This is a genomic window from Bradyrhizobium sp. PRIMUS42, from assembly GCF_023006515.1.
Classification (GTDB): Bacteria; Pseudomonadota; Alphaproteobacteria; order Rhizobiales; family Xanthobacteraceae; genus Bradyrhizobium.
In genome coordinates, this window is the sequence record NZ_JALBGZ010000924.1 from 1 (window position 1) to 2,113 (window position 2,113).

2 protein-coding genes and 1 pseudogene are annotated in these 2,113 nt (G+C 64.9%); all 3 read left to right on the forward strand.

The features are described from left to right. Nucleotides 1–478: DUF1501 domain-containing protein (locus tag MOV75_RS35725; RefSeq protein WP_247007690.1), on the forward strand; the 478-nt coding region annotated here is incomplete at its 5' end. A gap of 235 nt (nt 479–713) precedes the next feature. Continuing rightward, nucleotides 714–1,820, forward strand: a complete 1,107-nt coding sequence (locus tag MOV75_RS35730) for a serine hydrolase (RefSeq protein ID WP_247007692.1) — start codon at nt 714–716, stop codon at nt 1,818–1,820. A 159-nt stretch (nt 1,821–1,979) separates the two neighbouring features. Then, nucleotides 1,980–2,113, forward strand: a pseudogene (locus tag MOV75_RS35735) (septal ring lytic transglycosylase RlpA family lipoprotein); the annotation flags it as partial.

A 2,113-nucleotide genomic window follows, 5' to 3' on the forward strand; every position in this document is an offset into this window, starting at 1 on the left:
CTATCTCGCCAAGCCCGACGGTCCGCGCGTCGGTGCCATGGGCTTCGTCGGCTGGGACACGCATATCGCCGAAGGCGCGGCCTCGGGCCAGCTCTACAATCTGCTCGGGGCGCTCGACGGCGCCTTCGCCGCGATCGAGAGCAACATGGGTGAGGCTTGGCGCGAGACCGTGGTGGCCGTCGTCACCGAGTTCGGTCGCACCGCGCGGATCAACGGCACGCAGGGCACCGATCACGGCACGGGTACGGTCGCCTTCCTGATCGGCGGCGGGCTTGCCGGCGGTCGCGTCATTGCGGACTGGCCCGGGCTGAAGCCGGCGCAGCTGTTCGAGGACCGCGACCTCAGGCCGACCACTGATCTGCGCGCCGTGCTGAAGGGTCTGCTGCGGGATCATTTGCGCCTCGAGGAGAAGGTTCTCGCCGAGACGGTCTTCCCCGGCAGCGCCGACCTCAAACCGATGGGAGGCCTCGTGGCCTAGAGAGCGATGTGCACGCTGACGCAACGCGAGCTCGATTTCCTCGCCAGCTTGAAGACGAGTTGGCGAAAGCTCTATTGGCGCGAATTCGCGCGCATCCTCAGGGAATATGCCGAGTCGGGCGAGGCTCGTGCCGAAATCTGCCGGGCATCGGAGGGAATGTAAGCGAGAGGCTTGAATGAGGCGGCGCCAATTCATTTCGCTCATCGGGGGAGCCGCACTGGCGCCGCTTTCGGCGTTGCCGGTCGGCGCGAACCCGTCCGACGGCTGCGGCGGTCCGCTCGTGCGGGACGACGGCTGGCCGGTCGCCGTCGATGACAACAGTCTCGTCAATCGCGAGGCGCTGTGCCGGATGGCCGATCGCCTCGCCTCGAGCGATGCCAACATCCATGCCGTGCTGGTCGCCCGCAATGGCAAGCTGGTGTTCGAGCACTACTTCAGGGGAGCGAACGAGATACCCGGTCATATTTTCGGCCGCCGCGTGGAGAACGTCGCCTTTGACGCCGATACGCTGCACGACATGAAATCGGTGTCGAAGAGCGTTGCGTCACTCGCAGTCGGGATCGCGATCGACCGGGGGCTGATACGCAGCGTCGACGAACCGATCTTCAGTTTTTTTCCCGAGCTGTCCGGCTTGCGCTCCCCCGAAAAGGACCGCATCCGGCTGGCACACGCGCTCACCATGTCGATGGGGCTGAAGTGGATCGAAGCGACGCCCACAACGGGAGACGATGACAACGACGAGGCGCGCATGCATATGGCATGGGATTCGTGCCGTTATGTTCTCGGTCTTCCAATGACTGCCGCGGCGGGAAAGGAGTTCTTCTATAACACCGGCGCGCTCACGCTGGTGTCGGCCATCATCCGCAAGGCGACCGGACGTCCCCTCGATGAGTTTGCGCGTGAGAATTTGTTCGAGCCTCTGGGGATCACCGGCACGGCGTGGGGGCGGTACAGGGGGGATACCGACGCCGGAGGGGGATTGCGCCTGCGGCCACGCGACATGGCCAAGATCGGCCAGCTCGTCCTTGCGGGCGGCCGCTGGCACGACCGCCAGATCGTTTCCAAGGCATGGATCGACGCCTCGACGGCAGAGAAGATCAAGGCGACTGACGATCAATCCTACGGATATTTATGGTGGCGTGGCCAGGCGCGGCTCAACGACCGGAAGGTGAACTGGATCGGCGCGCTTGGTCGTGGCGGGCAGTCGATCCGCATCGTCCCCGAACTCGATCTCGTCGTCGCGGTGACCGCGGGTTATTATCAGGACTACAGCCCGCAAGCGTTTCGATTGCAGTTCGGCGTATTCCGCGACGCCTTGCGCGCGGTCCCGCCACCGGCCTGAGCTGAGCCGGTCGCCCTCTCTGTGCCGATTCAGGACAGGGACTGTGATGGAATCGTCACAACTGACGCGAAACGGCGGCGGCCCCAGGCCTGCTGTTGTTCCGACAAGGTTCTGCCCTCATTGCCCACCGAAAATCGGGGCCATTCGGAGGGGCGTACCATGTCTCGCATTGCACGTGCCGAAGCTGCCCGGATTTCCTTCGCAACCTCGTGCCGGCTGTTGCTCGCCATCGCCGGCGCCGCCTCGCTTGCTGCCTGCGCGCAATCGCCGGTCGGCCGCCAGAAGGCCGATCT